Source organism: Streptomyces sp. NBC_00193, assembly GCF_026342735.1.
GTDB classification, from domain to species: Bacteria; Actinomycetota; Actinomycetes; order Streptomycetales; family Streptomycetaceae; genus Streptomyces; species Streptomyces stoeckheimensis.
On sequence record NZ_JAPEMM010000001.1, the window covers coordinates 5,163,901 to 5,179,480 of the forward strand.

General features: G+C 74.0%; 13 protein-coding genes. 7 read left to right on the forward strand and 6 right to left on the reverse strand.

The features are described 5' to 3' along the window. The first annotated feature begins 189 nt into the window (after positions 1-189). From OG898_RS23020 to OG898_RS23045, 6 genes are all read left to right on the forward strand, one after another. Positions 190-1,587, forward strand: coding sequence for a cytosine permease (locus tag OG898_RS23020; RefSeq protein WP_266958976.1), 1,398 nt, complete (start codon positions 190-192; stop codon positions 1,585-1,587). A 171-nt stretch (positions 1,588-1,758) separates the two neighbouring features. Next, positions 1,759-3,411, forward strand: a complete 1,653-nt coding sequence (locus OG898_RS23025; RefSeq protein ID WP_266958978.1) for an amidohydrolase — start codon at positions 1,759-1,761, stop codon at positions 3,409-3,411. 201 nt (positions 3,412-3,612) lie between these two features. Next, positions 3,613-4,560 carry a vanadium-dependent haloperoxidase gene (locus OG898_RS23030; protein WP_266958980.1) on the forward strand — a complete coding sequence of 316 codons (948 nt, stop codon included), beginning with the start codon at positions 3,613-3,615 and terminating at the stop codon, positions 4,558-4,560. Positions 4,561-4,658: 98 nt separating this feature from the next. Continuing rightward, positions 4,659-6,104 carry a hypothetical protein gene (locus tag OG898_RS23035; RefSeq protein WP_266958981.1) on the forward strand — a complete coding sequence of 482 codons (1,446 nt, stop codon included), beginning with the start codon at positions 4,659-4,661 and terminating at the stop codon, positions 6,102-6,104. Positions 6,105-6,165: 61 nt separating this feature from the next. Continuing rightward, positions 6,166-7,407 carry a MoxR family ATPase gene (locus OG898_RS23040; protein ID WP_266958982.1) on the forward strand — a complete coding sequence of 414 codons (1,242 nt, stop codon included), beginning with the start codon at positions 6,166-6,168 and terminating at the stop codon, positions 7,405-7,407. Next, complete coding sequence (locus tag OG898_RS23045; RefSeq protein ID WP_266958984.1) at positions 7,404-8,729, forward strand: VWA-like domain-containing protein; 1,326 nt, start codon at positions 7,404-7,406, stop codon at positions 8,727-8,729. The genes OG898_RS23040 and OG898_RS23045 overlap by 4 nt, the downstream gene beginning before the upstream one ends. A gap of 19 nt (positions 8,730-8,748) precedes the next feature. Here OG898_RS23045 and OG898_RS23050 read toward each other — a convergent pair whose 3' ends face one another. From OG898_RS23050 to OG898_RS23060, 3 genes are read right to left on the reverse strand one after another with little or no spacing between them, the layout of a single operon-like run. Then, positions 8,749-9,915 carry an AAA family ATPase gene (locus OG898_RS23050; protein WP_250740279.1) on the reverse strand — a complete coding sequence of 389 codons (1,167 nt, stop codon included), beginning with the start codon at positions 9,913-9,915 and terminating at the stop codon, positions 8,749-8,751. Between the two features lie 19 nt (positions 9,916-9,934). Then, positions 9,935-10,600 carry an acetate uptake transporter gene (locus OG898_RS23055; RefSeq protein ID WP_250740280.1) on the reverse strand — a complete coding sequence of 222 codons (666 nt, stop codon included), beginning with the start codon at positions 10,598-10,600 and terminating at the stop codon, positions 9,935-9,937. Continuing rightward, positions 10,597-11,700, reverse strand: coding sequence for a DUF3533 domain-containing protein (locus tag OG898_RS23060; protein ID WP_250740281.1), 1,104 nt, complete (start codon positions 11,698-11,700; stop codon positions 10,597-10,599). The genes OG898_RS23055 and OG898_RS23060 overlap by 4 nt, the downstream gene beginning before the upstream one ends. A 245-nt stretch (positions 11,701-11,945) precedes the next feature. On the opposite strand from OG898_RS23060, the gene OG898_RS23065 reads away from it, so the two are divergent. Then, positions 11,946-12,806 (forward strand): triacylglycerol lipase, encoded by an 861-nt coding sequence (locus OG898_RS23065; RefSeq protein WP_250740282.1) that lies wholly within the window; start codon positions 11,946-11,948, stop codon positions 12,804-12,806. Positions 12,807-12,860: 54 nt separating this feature from the next. Here OG898_RS23065 and OG898_RS23070 read toward each other — a convergent pair whose 3' ends face one another. The 3 genes from OG898_RS23070 to OG898_RS23080 form a co-directional block, all read right to left on the reverse strand. Continuing rightward, the gene (locus OG898_RS23070; RefSeq protein ID WP_266958986.1) at positions 12,861-13,868 is read right to left on the reverse strand and encodes a lytic polysaccharide monooxygenase; all 1,008 of its coding nucleotides are present in this window, start codon (positions 13,866-13,868) and stop codon (positions 12,861-12,863) included. Positions 13,869-14,108: 240 nt separating this feature from the next. After that, positions 14,109-14,591 carry a DUF402 domain-containing protein gene (locus OG898_RS23075; protein ID WP_266958988.1) on the reverse strand — a complete coding sequence of 161 codons (483 nt, stop codon included), beginning with the start codon at positions 14,589-14,591 and terminating at the stop codon, positions 14,109-14,111. A gap of 17 nt (positions 14,592-14,608) precedes the next feature. Further along, positions 14,609-15,541: a GNAT family N-acetyltransferase gene (locus OG898_RS23080; protein WP_266958989.1), complete on the reverse strand. Its 933-nt coding sequence runs from the start codon at positions 15,539-15,541 to the stop codon at positions 14,609-14,611. Positions 15,542-15,580: the final 39 nt, after the last annotated feature.

The following is a 15,580-nucleotide window of genomic DNA, read 5'->3' on the forward strand; positions in this document are numbered from 1 at the left end:
TGCCACGTGTGCCGCCTTCCCGATCTCCGCCGCCTTCCCGATCTTCGTGGGCCGACCCTATCCCGGACAGGGTCTTGACGGGGTCCGGGTCGGGGGCGCATCTTGAATGCCATTCAAGAACTTAGAACGCCGTTCAATATTGCTGCGGCGGTTCGACAGGTCACCGGGACGAAGGTCAGGGGCAGGCGCATGGCACAGCAGGAGACGACGGCCGACGTCGACGAGGTCTTCAGAGTCGAGACGCACGGCATCGACCCCATCCCCGACGCCGAGCGGCACGGCGGGGCCAAGGACCTCTTCTGGCTCTGGTTCGGTTCGAACCTGACCTTCACCTACGTGATCAACGGGGCCCTCGCCGTCGCCTTCGGCCTCAGCTTCTGGCAGGCCACCGCCGTGGTCGTGCTCAGCGGCCTGTCCTTCTTCGCGATCAGCGCCGCCGGCCTCAGCGGCATCCGCACCGGCACCGCCACCCTGGTCATCTCCCGGGCCGCCTTCGGCGTACGGGGCAACTGGCCGGCCGGCGTCCTCAACTGGGTGGTGAGCATCGGCTACACCATCGTCAACACCGTCGTCGGCACCCTGGCGCTGGAGGTCTTCTTCGCCGAGATCGGCCTGGGCGAAGGCACCCTGATCCGGGCCGTCGCGCTCGGCATCACCCTCGCGCTCACCTTCGCCGTCGCCATGTGGGGACACGCCACGGTGCAGTTCGCCGAGCGCTGGATGGCCTACGTCCTGGCCGTCGGCTTCGGCGCCCTGCTGGTCTTCGTCCTGCCCGGCACCGAGACCACCGCCCCGGCCGACGCCCTGGCCCCGGGCCTGTCCGGCTGGAGCCTGGCCTTCGTCGTGATGCTCGCCGGGCCCTTCTCGTACCTGCCGATGCCCGCCGACTACACCCGCTACCTGCCCCGCACCACCTCGCTGAAGTCGATCACCTGGATGGGTGCGCTCGGCGGGTTCGTCTCCTCCGTCGCCCTCGGGATCGCCGGCGTGGCCGCCGCCACCCAGACCGACATGACCGACGCCGTCGCCGGGGCCGAGAGCCTGCTGCCCGGCTGGTTCCAGCCGCTGTTCCTGGCCCTGGTGCTGGGCGGCTCCGTCACCAACTCGATCATCACGCTCTACTCCTCCAGCCTGAACCTCCAGGTCCTCGGCATCCCGTGGAGCCGGGCCCGGGCCATCGTGGTCAGCGCCGCCGTGACCGCCGCCGGATCGCTCGCCGCGCTCTTCCTCACCGACTTCACGACCTCGCTGCTGTCCTTCCTCTCCCTCCTGATCATCGTGTTCGCCCCCTGGGGCGGCGTCTTCCTCGCCGACATGCTGCTGCGCCGCTGTCGCTACGACTCCGACGCGCTGCACGCCGGGAGCGAGGGCGCCTACTGGTACCGCTCCGGCTACCACCCGGCGGGCATGACCGCCCTGCTCGTCGGTATGGCCTTCGCCGCCCTGACCTGCGACTCCGAGCTGTGGACCGGGCCGCTCGTGGCCCCGCTCGGCGGCGCCGACCTCACCCTGCTCGGCTCGGTGGTCTCCGGTCTCACGTACTGGGCCCTCGCCCGGCGGACGCCCGCCTACGTCCCGGCGGCCTAGGGCTGCCCGGGGGGCTTCCCGGGCCCTCCCGGCCTCCGGCCCCCTCCCGGGCCCCCGGCCTCCCGGCCGCTCCCGGGCCTTCCCAGGCCTCCGGGCCCCTCCCGGCCGGCCTGAGCCTCGGCTCCCGGCCGTCCCTCTCCCCGCACCCCCTCTGCACAGGAGCACCACCCCATGTCGCACGCCGCCCCCGCCGATCTGCTCCTCACCGGAGCCCGCATCCACACCGTCGACCCCGAGCTGCCCGAGGCCGAAGCCCTCGCCGTGCGCGGCGGGCGGATCGTCTGGGTCGGCCCGGACGCGGAGGCCGCCGACTGGGCGGGCCCGGACACCGAGCGGATCGACGCGGGCGGCCGGCTCGTGCTGCCGGGGTTCATCGACGCCCACAACCACGTCCGGCTCGGCTCCGACGACGCGTGCGTACAGCTCGCCGGGGTGCGGACGCTCGAAGCGATCCTCGACCGGATCGGCGCGTGGCGGGAGGCCAACCCCGACGCCGACTGGATCGAGGCCGAGGCCTTCGACTACTCCGCGATCCCCGGCGGCCGCATGCCCACCGCCGCCGACCTGGACCCGGTCACCGGGGACATCCCCGCGATCGTGCTCTCGTACGACGTCCACACGGCCTGGCTGAACACGGCGGCCATGCACCGGCTCGGAGTCGCGAAGGACCGTACCGACCTGCCCTTCGGCACGGCCGCCGTGGACCCGGAGACCGGCGAACCCACCGGGTTCGTCAAGGACTTCGCCATCAAGGGGCTCTCGCGCGACGGCCACCGCGCCCTGCGCGACCTGGGTGTGCCGTGGGCCTCCCCGGACCGCCAGTACGGGCGCCTCGCCAAGAGCCTCGACGACGCGATCCGCTTCGGCATCACCACCGTCGTGGAGCCGCAGAACTCCCTCGACGACCTGGAGCTGTACGACCGGGCGCGCGCCGAGGGCCGGCTGCGCTCGCGGATCGTCGCCGCGCTGTTCCACCCGCGCGGGACCACCGAGGAGGACCTCGACCTCTTCGAGGCGGCGGCCAAGGTGCACGCGGGTGACCGCTTCCGGGTCGGTCCCCTCAAGCTCTACATCGACGACGTGGTGGAGCCGCGCACGGCCGCGCTGCTGGAGCCGTACACCGGCTGCGGGGCGCACCGGGGCGAGACCTTCTACCCGGCGGAGGAGTTCGCCGAGCTCCTCGCCCGGCTGGACGCGCGCGGGTTCCAGTGCTTCGTCCACGCCACGGGCGACCGGGGCATCCGTACCGTCCTCGACGCCGTCGAGCACGCCAGGGCGGTGAACGGCCCGCGCGACGCCCGCCACCAGGTGGTGCACGTGGAATGCCTGGACCCCGAGGACGTGCCGCGCTTCGCGCAGCTCGGCGTGGTGGCCTGCATGCAGCCCCGGCACTGCGCGCCGGAGATCGCCGGTCCGGGCCAGGACTGGGCGGAGAACGTGGGGGAGGACCGCTGGCACAAGGCGTGGCCGATGCGGAGCCTCGCCGACGCGGGCGCGGTCCTGGCCTTCTCCAGTGACTGGAACGTCGCCGAGATGGACCCGATGATCGGCATCTACACGGCCCTGACCCGGCGCCCGCTGAACGGCGGAGACCCGTGGCAGGAGCAGGAGACGGTGGACGCCCGCACGGCGGTGTACGGGTACACGATGGGCTCCGCGTACGCCAACTTCCTGGAGCAGGACCGGGGTTCCCTCACGGTCGGCAAGGCGGCCGACTTCGTGATCCTGTCCCGGGACATCCTCGCGGTGGCCCCGGAACAGATTCCCGGCACGGTGGCCGAAACGGTCGTGGTGGCGGGCGAGGTGGTCCACCGGGCGGGGTAGACCGGCGGAACTTCCGGCCGGGGCGCAGCAGCCGGCGTGCGGGCGCCTCACCGCGCAGACCGTCGCCGCCGCCGGTGCCCCACCCGGGTCCCCAACAGCCCTACCTGGGCCATCAGTTGAATCGCGGCCGCCCGCGCCGGACGGGCGGCCCCCGGCGGCCGCGACCGGGCGGCCTTCCAGGACGCCGCCGTCGCCTCGGCGGTGCACGACGCCCTCGTGGACCTCGCTCCGGGCCGCACCGCCGTACTCGACGCCGCCCTCGCGGAGACCCTGCGCCGGATCCCCGACGGCCGCGCCGAGGACCGGGGCCTCGCCGCCGGAGCCCGGCAGGCGAAGCTCGCGCTCGCGGACCGCCGGGGCGACGGCCTCGACCCCGCCTCCGTGAACGCGCCCTTCGCCGTCCCCGCCGCCGCCCCCGACGTCTGGCAGCCCACGCCCGACGGCTACGCCCCCGCCGCGCAGTACGGCAACCGCGCGGCCAGGCCCTTCCTGCTGGACTCCCCGGACCAGTACCGGATCGGCCCGCCGCCCACGCTGGACTCCCGCCGCTACCGGGCCGACCTGGCCGAGGTGCGGGCGTACGGCGCGGCCGACTCCACCGTCCGCACCGCCCGCCAGACGGAGACCGCCGCCTTCTGGTACGGCTCCTCGCTGACCCTGTACACCGAGCCGCTGCGCGTCGCCGTGACCCGCTCGCACGGGTCGGCCGCCGAGCGGGCCGCGCTGGGCGGCCTGTTCCACGCCGAGCTGGTCGACACGCAGATCGCCACCTCCGACAGCAAGTACGCGTACACGCGCTGGCGCCCCGTCACCGCGATCCGCACCGGCGCCATCGCCCCCGACCGGACCTGGACCCCGCTCCACCAGACCCCGGCCCACCCCGACTACCCCAGCGGCCACAACACCTACTCCGGCGCGGCCGGGGTGGTCCTGGACGCCCTCGCGGGCCCCCGTACCGCCCCCTTCGCCCTCACCAGCCCGACCGCCCCCGGCGTCCGGCGCACCTACACCAGCTGGGAGCAGCTGACCCGCGACAACGTCGACGCCCGCATCTTCTCGGGCATCCACACCCGCTCCGCCGACGAGGCCGGCGTCACCCTCGGCAAGGCGGTCGGCCGCCGGCCCCGCCCTTCGGCCCGCCGGTCATGAAATGCCTGGCGGGCCGAAGGGCGGGGCGTTAGTCTCGCCGCGATGACGACTTCACGTACACAGAGATCGGGGGTCCCGTCCGCGCAAGGTGAGTGCTGATGCTCACTCGGATCGCGAACGGGGCTACCCGCCCGTCCTTCTGGCTGCGCGTGCGCGAGTTCGCCGTGCCGCCGTCCATGATCGAGACCGCGACCGCCCGCCGCTCCGCCGGTGACTGGGCGGGGGCGTGCGCCGCAGCCGCCGTCGACGTGGATTTCGACCTGCGCACCCTGGCGCGCACCCACGGCCGCGAACTCGCGGCCCGGGTCCGGGCCGACCTCCGCCACCTGGCTCCGGACCTGCTCCGCTGGCACCTGCCGAGGATCGCCCCGGACGGGCTCCTGCGCCCCGGGCTGACCATCGCGCTGGCCCGGTACGGGGACGCGGGGCCCGGCGGTGCACGCCCGGTCCACCTCGTGGCCCGTACTCCACCGGCCTGGGCGGAGTACGGGCAGCGGATCAGCCTCGCCCTGTGGGACGCGGCCCGCTCCGAGGACGCCGCCCGCCGCCGTCCAGGCCCGGGCCCGGACTCCCACCCCCATCCGCACCTCCATCCCCACCCGCATCCGCATCCGCGGTTCCGCCTCGACCTGCACCGCCACCTGTGGGACGCACGCCGGAGCGACGAGCTCCGCTCCAGGTCCGGAGCCGACCGGACGCCCGTCCTGCCCGGGCAACTGCCCCCGGGGCCCCGGGGCGCCGTCGACCGGTGGCCGGCCGAAGCGGCGATCGTGCTCCGTGCCGAGGGGCGCTCCGGCGGTACGGTCGCCGTGCGGCTCGGGGCCCGGCACCGGCTGTACGTGCACCTGCGCGGCGACGGGGACCGGGACATCGACGGGGACATCGGCGGGGACATCGACGGGCAGATCTCCGCCGCCGCGCCCTTGGATCCCGGTGCCCCCGCCCCGCCGGCGCTGCCCGACGCGGCGACCTGGGTGCTGCCCGACCTGGAGCTGCTCCGTACCGGGGCGATCGACGCCGGCCGGCTGCACCCCCTGGTCGGCCGGGCCCTCGTACCGGACTGGTCACCGCTGCGGCCCGCCGGAGCCGCGGACCGGGCGGGGGACGCACGCCTGGTGGACTGCCGGGGAGCCCGGCACCGGATCGGCCTGGTCGACGGGGTGCTGGCCCCGCTGGACCACGACCCGGCCGAGATCCGCCGCGAGGAGCTGCTGGTCGCACTGACCGGTACGCCGCTGCCCTGTCTACGGGCCATCGACGAGGCGCACCGCCGCCCGGACTCCCTCTCCGGCGTCCGCGAACGCCTCGACCACGGCGACACCGCCGGCGCCCTGGCCGTCGTAGAGGGACTGCTCGGTCCCGGAGCGCTGCTGCGCGACGGCCCGTTGCGGGACGAACTGGAGGCGGCCGCGCTCCGGCGGATCGCCTACGGACTGTTCCGCGCGGGCCTCGCACCGGCCGCCGGCCGCGCCCATGCCGGCTACCGCTCTCCCCGCCCCCGCCGCACCGAGCGGTCGCACCCGCGGCACGCCACCCACCGCTGACCCGGCCTCCTGCACAGCCTGCACCGCCCCCTTCCCGCCACACGCCCAAAGGTGATTCCGTATGCAATCCCATGCCCAGACCGTCCCGACCGACAGCGACCAACTCGACGTCGCCGCAGGGCTGCTGGCCCTCCTGCGCGATACGACGACCGAACCGCGTCCCGACATCCAGCTGGAGGCCCTGACCCTGGCCGTCGCCGCCGACCTGCCCGTACTCCTGTGGGGCGAGCCCGGGATCGGCAAGACCGCGGCCCTGACCCAGCTCGCCGCATCCCTGGACCTGCCGCTGACCACCGTCATCGCCAGCGTGCACGAGCCGTCCGACTTCTCGGGCCTGCCCATCGTCGGGGACGACCCCGCGGAGCAGGGAGTGCCGATGGCGCCGCCGGACTGGGCGGTGCGCCTGGTGCGGGCCGGCCGGGGGCTGCTGTTCCTCGACGAGCTGTCCACCGCGCCGCCGGCCGTGCAGGCGGCCCTGCTCCGCCTCGTGCTGGAGCGGAGGATCGGCGCCCTGCGGCTGCCCCCCGAGGTGCGGATCGTGGCCGCCGCCAATCCCCGGTCCTCCGCGGCGGACGGCTGGGAGCTGAGCCCGCCGCTGGCCAACCGCTTCGTCCACCTCCAGTGGACGCACGACCAGGAGGTGGTGGTACGCGGCCTCGGCGGGACCTGGCCCCGCGCCACCCTGCCCCGGCTCGACCCCGAACGGCTCCCGGAATCAGTGGACTTCGCCCGCCGCGCGGTGTGCGGGCTGCTCGCCGCCCGGCCCACGCTCGTCCACCGGCTTCCTTCGGGCGAAACCCGCCGGGGCGGCCCCTGGCCCTCCCCCCGGAGCTGGGAGATGACGCTCTGTCTGCTCGCCTTCGCGACCGCGGCCAGCTCCTCCCGGGACGTGCTGTCCCTGCTGGTCAGGGGAACCGTGGGAGACGGTCCCGGCCTGGAACTGCTGGCGAGCCTGGACCGGATGGACCTCCCGGACCCGGAGTCGCTGCTCGCCGACCCGGCGGGCGCCGTCCTGCCCGAGCGCGGGGACCTGCGCCAGGCCGTGCTCGACGGTGTGGTCGAGGCGGTGCGGGGGCGTCCGGAGAAATCCCGCTGGGACGCGGCGTGGGCGCTCCTGGTCCGGGCACTGGAAACCGGCGCACCGGACCTGGTGGTCGTCCCCGCGACGACGCTCGCCGCTCTGCGCCGCGCGGACTGGGAGGTTCCGGCCGCGATCGAACGGCTCGCCGGGGCCGTGGCCCTGTCCCGGCGTGCCGACCGGGCGGGCGCCCGGTCGGGCGTGCCCGTCACGGCAGGCCGATGACGCCCGTGGCGCCCGCAGCGCGCGTTCCCGTAAAGCCCGTACCGCCTGCCGCGCCTGTCACGCCTGTGCCCGAGGGGCCCGCAGCGCCCGCAGCGCCCGCAGCGCTGGACCTGGACAAGCTCTACGCCGCCCGGCTGCACGCCGTGCGCGTGCGGCCGTACCTGGCCACGGCGCTGTTCGCCCTGCACGTCGTGGAATCGCGCCGGACGCCGACGATGGCCGTGGACCGGTACTGGCGGTGCTACGTCTCGCCGGGGTTCGTGGACCGCACGTCCGTGGAGGAACTCGCCGCGGTCTGGGTGCACGAGGTGTCCCACCTGCTGCGCGACCACCACGGGCGCGGGGACCGGATCGCCCGGGAACGCGGGCTGACCGGCCCGGGGGAGCGGTTGCGGATGAACATCGCGGCCGACTTCGAGATCAACGACGACGCGTACGGCGAGGGACTCGTGCGGCCCGAGGGCGCCGTCCAGCCGGCGGCCGTGGGACTGCGGGAGGGGGACCTCATGGAGGAGTACCTGCTGCAGTTCGGGCTCGGGCCGCACACGCAGCACATGGCCTGGCTGGACTGCGGGAGCGGCGCCGACGGGCTGGAACGGGAGTGGGACCTCGGCCCGGACGGCGCGCACGGCCTCAGCGAGCAGGAACGGGACGCGGTCCGGTTCCGGGTGGCGCAGGGCATCACCGGCCGGCCGGGATCCGCGCCGAAGGGCTGGAAGCGCTGGGCGGAGGAGGCGTTCCACCCGCCGCAGCCGTGGCGGGAGTTGCTGGGAGCGGCCGTCCGGTCGGCCACCTCCGGATCCGGCGCGGGCGACGACTACACGTACAGCCGGCCCTCGCGGCGTTCGGCCGGGGTGCCGGGCGCGGTGCTGCCGAGCCTGCGGCGCAGGCCGCCCCGCGTCAGCGTGGTCATCGACACCTCCGGCTCCGTCAGCGATACCGAACTGGGCAGCGCGCTCCTGGAGGTCACCGCGATCTCCCGCGCGGTGGGCGGCCGCCGGGACCTGGTCACGGTGGTGCCGTGCGACGCGTCCGCCCGGATCGCCCATCCGCTGTGCCGCGCCGAGGGGATCCCCCTGCTGGGCGGCGGGGGTACGGATCTGCGGCAGGGCTTTGCCACCGCTCTGCGGTCCACGCCCCGGCCGGACGTGATCGTGGTCCTGACAGACGGACAGACCCCCTGGCCGGACACGCGGCCGCCGTGCCGGACGGTGGTGGGACTGTTCCCCCGGGAGAGGCGGAGGCGGTCGTGGGACGAGGACGACCCCGACTACGTCCCCGACGCACCCCCCGCCTGGGCGCGCGTGGTGGAGATCGGTTAGCCGGGCGGCGGACCGGCGGCTACCGCTTCGGCCAGTACCAGAGGGGTTCGTCCAGGGGGCCCTCGCGGTCCGCGACCTCGGTCTGGCCGAAGTCCTTGAGCAGGGTGATGGTCCGCAGGTCCACGCGGTGGCGGTGGACGCCCGACGCCAGGGCCTCGGCCAGCGGGGCGGCGTGGGTGACCACCACCGTCTGGGTGTTCCGGGCCACCGTCAGGATCAGGTCCGCGAGAGGGCCCAGCAGGTCGGGGTGGAGGCTGGTCTCCGGCTCGTTGAGCACCATCAGGGCGGGCGGCCGCGGGGTCAGCAGGGCGGCCGTCCACAGCAGGTAGCGCAGCGTCCCGTCGGAGAGTTCCGCCGCGCCCAGCGGGCGCAGCAACCCGTGCTGGTGCAGCTCCAGTTCGAAGCGGCCGTCCCGTTCCGCGACCGCCACGCTGCTGCCCGGGAAGGCCGCCTCGACGGCCGCGTCCAGGGCCGCGTGGTCGCCGGTCTCCCGGATCGTCTGGAGGGCGGCCGGCAGGTCGGAGCCGTCCGCGGCGAGCACCGGCGTACGGGTTCCGACGCGCGGGGTGCGGGCCGGCGCGTCGGCGTCCGTGCGGACGTGGTCGTAGAACCGCCAGGAGCGGATCAGCTCGCGCAGGGCCAGCAGGTCGGGGGCCAGTTGCGGGTCCGCGAGTTCGCTGAGCATGGAGTCGTACGGGCGCAGGGCGCCCTGGGTGCGGTGCCAGCCGCCGTCCGCGGTCCGGGTGCGCACGGCGGGCCCGGCGCGGTCCGAGAGCAGGGCGGCGGGGCGCAGCACCGGCCCGGCCCAGGTGCACTCCCGTTTGATCTCGGGGTCCAGGCCGAAGAGCGAGCCCCGGACCGGTGCGGGATGGCCGAAGTCCACCGCGTAGCCGAACTCGTCCCCGGCGAAGCCGAGCCGCAGGCTCACCGGTTCGGAGCGCACGGTCGGCTCGACCGCGTACCTCCCCTCGCGCACCGCCCGGCCGATCTTCTCCGGGCCGGCCCACAGGGTGGAGGGCAGGCCGCCCTCCCGGGCCAGCGCCGCGATGGCGCCGCCCCGCGCGGAGTCCGCCAGCAGCCGCAGGGACCGGTACAGGCTGGACTTGCCCGTGCCGTTGGCGCCCGTCACCACGGTGAGCCGGCCGAGGGGGACGATGAGTTTGCGCAGGGAGCGGTAGTTCTCCACCGCGAGCGTTGTGATCAGCTCACGCCTCCGGGTGCTCTTCCGGGGCCAGGAAGCGCCCCATCGGCAGCACCTGGCGGCCCCAGGTGCTCGCCATGATCTGCCCGGCGAGCAGGTACGTGGCTCCGAGCGCGGCCAGCAGTCCGCTCCAGCCGGTGATCCGGTTCCAGACCACCGAGCCGGTGAACCCGCTGATCGTCATGGCCACGAAGACCACCAGCACGCACGTGAACGTGGACAGCAGCACCAGGTGGATCCGCCAGCTGCCGATCCACAGCACGAACACCACGAACACCCACGGCAGCGTGAACAGCCCGCTCACGTCCCCGCGCAGCGCCGGATCGGTGGCCGGCAGCACCCACTGGAGCAGCAGGGCCTTGGACATCCAGAACAGCCCGAAGCCGCCGAAGACCGTGGCGTGCCAGGTGTCGCCGCGCTGCGCCTGGAAGAGCCCGGCCAGCAGCTGGGCGAGCCCGCCGATGAAGAACCCGACCAGCGGCAGCACGGAGTGGCTGAGCTTCTCGGGGAAGATGCCCGCGTCGATGCCGGTCGCGATGGTGGTGACCACGATGAAGCCGGTGAGGCCCAGGGGGCCCAGCTGTGCCTGCGCACTGGGCTCCATCCGCTTGACGGAGACGGCCTGTTCGGCCGGGCCCATCCGGTTGCGGACGTGGATCGGGTTGTTCATCGCACGGCTTCCCGCTCCGGCAGGGCGTCCGGTCCTTCGGGGAGCCCGCTGCCCACCGCGGCTCCCGCCTTGCCCCTGCGGCCCGCCGCGCAGGCCAGCGTGATCGCGGAGCCGAGCACCGCCCAGCCGCTCAGGACCAGCAGCGGCCCGGTGATGTCATTGCCCTTGAAGTACGCGATCGAGCGCGCGGCGTACGTGCCCGCGCCCGGCGGCAGCCACGGGCCGATGGCCTTCCAGAACGGCGGCAGCAGCGGGTACGGGTAGGCGCCGCCGGCGCTCGGGTTGCCGAGCACCACCACCAGCAGGATCGCCAGGCCGATGCCGACCACGCCCGCGAGGCCCTGGAAGGCCAGGGTGATCGCGCCGACGGCGAAGACGACGAGGGTGCCGAGCCCCCACAGGGCCCAGATGCTGCCGGGCAGGGCGCCCAGGACCGGGTCGGCGATCACCGCGCCGAGCAGCCCGGCCGCGATCGAGTACACCAGCAGGGCGCCGAGCCGGATGACGGCACGGTGGACGTTCGCGGGCCGGGCGCCCGCGCTGATCGCGAGGATCGCGGCGCACAGGTAGCCGCCCACGCACCAACCCACGACCAGGTAGAACGAGCTCAGGCCGCGCGCGTCGCCGGCGGCCGTGGGGGCCACGTCCACGACGCGGACGGTGCGCCCCTGGGTCTTCTCGACGACGCCGACGATCTGCTCGACGGCCTGGGACAGGGAGGCCCCGGCGCCGCTCGCGACCAGCAGTTTGTCGGTCGTGCCGGCCGGGTCGATGATCAGCGCGCCGTCCACGTCCCGGTTCTGGATCTGCCGCAGCGCCGTCGCCTCGTCCTGTACGGCACGGGGGTCGAGCGGCTTGCCGGGCAGCGCGGAGAGCTGTTTCGCCGTCTGCTCGGCGATCGGTGCGGCGGGCGCGGCCACGGCGATCGGGATCTCGCTGGGCTTGGGGTGATGGAAGGCCCCGACGTACGAGGTGATGAAGGCGAGCTGGAGCGCCAGTACGCCCAGGACCAGGAGAGCGGCCCGGGTGGTGACGGCGTCCTTGATCTCGGCGAGGAAGCCGCCGGACGGCTCTGGGTCTGCGTGGGGGGACTGGGTCATGTCTCACACGCTCGGCGTACCGGGCGCCCGGCGCAGCAGGGGAGGGCCGAATGGATGACGGCCGTCGGGGCGGGCCGCCAAGCGCACCGCGGATTTTTTACCGCCGCGTAACTTCCCAGTTTTGCTACTCGCCCGTAATTTAGCGGCTGCAGCACCCCCCTTGTGATCCGGATCACGGGATGCACCCCCACGTACTTCCCGCGCCATCCCTCGTTACTCCCCTTGAACCGCGAGGAGATCACACGATGCTGCCCTGGAGACGCCTGCTCCGCCCGCTGGCCGTCCTCACCCTGACCGCCGCCGCGCTCGTCGCCCCCACCGGAGCGGCCCAGGCCGCCTCGGCGCCGAGCAGCGGCTGGAACAACTGGTCCTGCAAACCGTCCGCCGCCCATCCCCGGCCCGTCGTCCTGGTCCACGGAACCTTCGGGAATTCCGTCGACAACTGGCTCGGCTTCGCCCCGTACCTCGTCCACCGGGGCTACTGCGTCTACTCCCTCGACTACGGGCAACTGCCCGGCGTCCCCTTCTTCAACGGCCTCGGCCCCATCGAGCAGTCCGCCGGACAGCTCGACGTCTTCGTGAACAAGGTCCTCGCCTCCACGGGGGCTGCCGAGACCGACATCGTCGGCCACTCCCAGGGCGGCATGATGCCGCGCTACTACCTGAAGTTCCTCGGCGGCGCCGCCAAGGTCAACGCCCTGGTCGGGCTCGCCCCCGACAACCACGGGACGACCCTGCTCGGCCTCACCAAGCTCCTCCCGTACTTCCCCGGGGCCGGGGACCTGATCAGCGAGGCCACCCCGGGCCTCGCCGACCAGATCGCCGGATCGCCCTTCCAGACCAAGCTCAACGAGGGCGGGGACACCGTCCCCGGAGTCGCGTACACGGTGATCGCCACCCGGTACGACGAGGTGGTCACCCCGTACCGGAGCCAGTTCCTGAGCGGGCCGAACGTCCGCAACGTGCTGCTCCAGGACCTGTGCGCGGTGGACCTCTCGGAGCACGTGGCCATCGGGCTCACCGACCGGATCGCCTGGCACGAGGCCGTCAACGCCCTCGACCCGGCGCACGCCGAACGAACCACCTGCGCGTCCGTCTTCTCCTGACGGCGACGGCGACTACGACGGCGGGCGGCCCCGAGGGGCCGCCCGCCCCGGTCGTCAGCGGCCGTGGCGGCCCGGGGTCGCACGGCGGCGGGCCAGCCCGAACAGCACGGCCGCGCCGACGGCCAGGATGCCGGCCCCGCCGATCGCGATCAGCGGGGTGGTGCTGCTGCCGCCCGTCTCCGCGAGGCCGGTCCCGCTGGTCGAGGGGATCGGGGACGGGGCTCCGCCGTTGGTCTTCGGGTCGTTGTCCCCGTGCCCGTGGTGCTCCACCGTGGACTTGTCGGCGCCTTCGGAGATCTGCGCGTCGGTGGGGGCCGACGGGACCTCCGAGGGGAGCGTGGACGGCTGCTGCGAGGGCACGGAACTCGGCTTGGCACTCGGCTTCGAGCTGGGCTTCGAGCTCGGCTCGGCACTGGGCCTGCCGCCGTTGTCCTTCCCGAAGACCACGTCCGAGCAGGTGTAGAAGGCCTCCGGGCTGTCCGAGCGCTGCCAGACGCTGTAGATCAGGTGCCGGCCGGTCTTGTTCGGGACGGTGCCGGAGAAGACGTAGTCGCCGCTCTGCATCCCCGGGTCGGTGACCTTCGCGAAGGGCGCCGGCTCCAGGTCGGACCACTTCAGCGGCTTCGACGGGTCGTAGCCGTCCTTCGTCACGTACAGCTCGAAGGAGCCCTTGTGCGGGGCGGTCCCCTTGTAGCGGAAGGTGTGCGCGCCCGCCGCCATCGGGCTCGCCGGCCAGTCGGCGCGCGCTAGGTCCAGCCCCCGGTACTTCTCGTTGCCCGCCGAGCACAGCTGTCCGTCCGGGATCAGCGCCTTGCTCTTACCGGCCGCGTTGGCGATGTTCACCGCGTTCCAGTCGTAGAACGCCTGCGCCCCGCTCGCCGCGACCGCCGCCTTGCAGGCCGCCGACTTCGGGGACTCCGGGCCCTCCGCGTAGCACGCCGCCACCCGGCTGACCGGGTCCGTCATCGAACCGTGGGCGGCCGCCGGGGCGACGGCGTACGCGGCCACCGCGAGCGGGGCGAGACCGGCTGCGATGCGGGCGGCGGTACGGCGTGCGGGCATGGTGGATCTCCTCTGGGCACGGCACAGGGCTGCGCGAGTCGTGGGTGCGCCGGAAGACCGGGGCTGTGCGGCGCCGCCCCTCACGGGTACGCGGCGCCGCCTCCGGCCCTCCCTGGCCCAGCCAAACTAACCGCCCGGAACCCGAGTTCCCCCGGGTTCGGGCCCCCGGAGCCGATCCTTAGGGCGCAGTTAAGGAGCCACTAAGCGGGCCCTACAGAAAGCGCCCGGCGGGGCCCGGGGTCAGGACAGCAGGGCGGACAGGCCGGCCGTCGAGCGGGCCTGGGCGTCCAGGGTGTCCAGGGCCCGTACCGCCTGGGCGGCCGCCTCCGGGTCGGTGCCGGCGAGCCCGCTCTCGGCGAACTCGTCCTCGTCGAGCCGCAGCACCGTGCTCCCGTCGGCCGATACCCACAGGTCGAGGTCCAGGTCCTCGATCAGGATCACCCCGTCCTGCACCGACGCCGGGCGGGTGATGTCGCAGTACCAGCCCTTGAGGACGCCCTCGCCCGTCCGCACCTCCTTGACCGCGTACCAGCGGTCGCGCCAGAAGTGCTCGGTGAACACATCGCCCGGCTCGAAGCGGACGAAGCCGAAGTCGCGTACCCCGGGGGCCGCCCAGGGGGCCCGTACGGTGATCCGGGTGCCCGTGTCGGCCACCAGCTCGGCCGGGTAACTGATCTTCGTACGGCCCGCCTTGGTGAGAGTGACGGTCAATCGGTCGGTCATCGTGCTCTCTCCTGTTCTCACAGCTGCTTGGTGTAGCGGGTCTCCGTGGCGCACACCTCGTACCCGAACCGGGCGTTGACGGCGAGCATCGGAGCATTGCCGGTGTCGTTGCCGGTGAAGGCCTCGGTGCAGCCGGCCGCGCGGGCCCGCAGCAGCGAATCGATCTTGGCCGTTCTTGCCAGTCCCCGGCCGCGGAACGGGCGCAGGGTGGCGGTCATGGCGGAGGAGTACCGCCCGGCCCCGTCGGTGTGGGCGGCGGTGAAGCCCGCCACCCGGCCGTCCACCAGGACCACGGTGGTGAGCTCCCGGTCGAGGTACGGGTGCTCCCAGGTGCCCCGCAGCCAGTCCTCGTAGTCGTCGAACTCCACCGGAACATCGCCCGGTTCGTCCAGGGTCGCCGCCGCGTCGGCCTCGAAGAGCGGGCGCGGATCGGCGGCGAAGGCCGAGCCGGGGCGCAGCTCCACTCCGTCCGGCAGCTTCCCGGGCAGCGCCGGCAGGTCGGTCGTGGCGAGGTCGAGGCGCAGGAAGTGCGCGGAGCGGGAGGCCCGGTACCCGCGGCGCTCGGCGAAGGCGCGGTGCGCCGGCTCGTCGAGGACCCAGGCGAACGAAGCCCGTGCGCGCTCGGCCCCGAGATGTTCCTCGGCCGCGTCGAGCAGCGCGCTTCCGGCGCCCAGGCCGCGGTGGGCGGGGTCCACGTAGGCGTTGACGAATCCCTGTCCGGGCTCGGGGCTCTCGTGGGCGATGCCGACCTGGGCGGTGCCGATGACCAGGCCGTCCGGATTCTCGGCGACGAGGAGGCGGTAGTGCTTGTCGGGGTGGGCCGATGCCAGCTCGTGGGCGACTCCGCGGACCGTGCCGATCATGAAGGGGAGGGCGGCGCGGCGCACCCGTACGACGGACTCGGCGTCCCGCGGGTCGGTGGGGCGTACATCGCGAATGGTGGTGATCACCTGTGCGACGGTAGGGCGGCCGGGCGGCCGACGCCTGCG

Coding starts and splice junctions, on each gene's coding strand:
- OG898_RS23020 (WP_266958976.1), top strand. CDS start 190: ATGGCACAGCAGGAGACGACGGCCGACGTCGACGAGGTCTTCAGAGTC.
- OG898_RS23075 (WP_266958988.1), bottom strand. CDS start 14,591: ATGACCGACCGATTGACCGTCACTCTCACCAAGGCGGGCCGTACGAAG.
- OG898_RS23040 (WP_266958982.1), top strand. CDS start 6,166: ATGCAATCCCATGCCCAGACCGTCCCGACCGACAGCGACCAACTCGAC.
- OG898_RS23060 (WP_250740281.1), bottom strand. CDS start 11,700: ATGACCCAGTCCCCCCACGCAGACCCAGAGCCGTCCGGCGGCTTCCTC.
- OG898_RS23025 (WP_266958978.1), top strand. CDS start 1,759: ATGTCGCACGCCGCCCCCGCCGATCTGCTCCTCACCGGAGCCCGCATC.
- OG898_RS23045 (WP_266958984.1), top strand. CDS start 7,404: ATGACGCCCGTGGCGCCCGCAGCGCGCGTTCCCGTAAAGCCCGTACCG.
- OG898_RS23065 (WP_250740282.1), top strand. CDS start 11,946: ATGCTGCCCTGGAGACGCCTGCTCCGCCCGCTGGCCGTCCTCACCCTG.
- OG898_RS23035 (WP_266958981.1), top strand. CDS start 4,659: ATGCTCACTCGGATCGCGAACGGGGCTACCCGCCCGTCCTTCTGGCTG.
- OG898_RS23070 (WP_266958986.1), bottom strand. CDS start 13,868: ATGCCCGCACGCCGTACCGCCGCCCGCATCGCAGCCGGTCTCGCCCCG.
- OG898_RS23055 (WP_250740280.1), bottom strand. CDS start 10,600: ATGAACAACCCGATCCACGTCCGCAACCGGATGGGCCCGGCCGAACAG.